Genomic DNA, 564 nt, shown 5'->3' on the forward strand with positions numbered 1-564 from the left:
GAACAGTCAAGAAATATAAAGCAACCACGAATTCCAAGCATAACTTGCCGGTAGCCGCGAATGTGCTGAATCAACAGTTTCAAGCGAGTGCGCCCAATCAGGTCTGGATGACAGATATCACCTATATCCCGACCGATGAGGGATGGCTTTATTTAGCGAGCGTTATGGACTTATACAGCCGTAAAATCGTAGGGTTTCATATGGATGAACGAATGACGAAGTCACTTGTGATAAAGGCGCTAGATCAAGCCTATCGGCTTCAGAAACCACGCGGTGAAGTTCTCCACCACTCTGATCGAGGTAGTCAGTATGCTTCTTTCGAGTACCAGGAGCGACTTAAAAAATATAAGATGAAAGGCAGTATGAGCCGCAAAGGGAATTGCTACGATAACGCTTGTATCGAATCGTTCCACAGCGTGCTGAAGAAAGAGCTCGTATATTTAGAGAAGTTCAAGACCCGCAAAGAAGCGAGAGAACGGATTTTTGAGTATATTGCGTGCTTCTACAATGGAAAACGAATCCATTCCTCCATCGAGTATTTTACACCCAATCAGTACGAACGTA

Annotated in this window: 1 protein-coding gene; it reads left to right on the top strand. The window is 44.5% G+C overall.

Features of this window, described 5'->3' with window-relative positions; genetic code table 11:
- On the top strand, window positions 1-564 hold a 564-nt coding region (locus tag Q3F21_RS27215), incomplete at both ends, for an IS3 family transposase (RefSeq protein ID WP_340259728.1).

This window comes from Brevibacillus borstelensis (assembly GCF_037834415.1).
Classification (GTDB): Bacteria; Bacillota; Bacilli; order Brevibacillales; family Brevibacillaceae; genus Brevibacillus; species Brevibacillus borstelensis_A.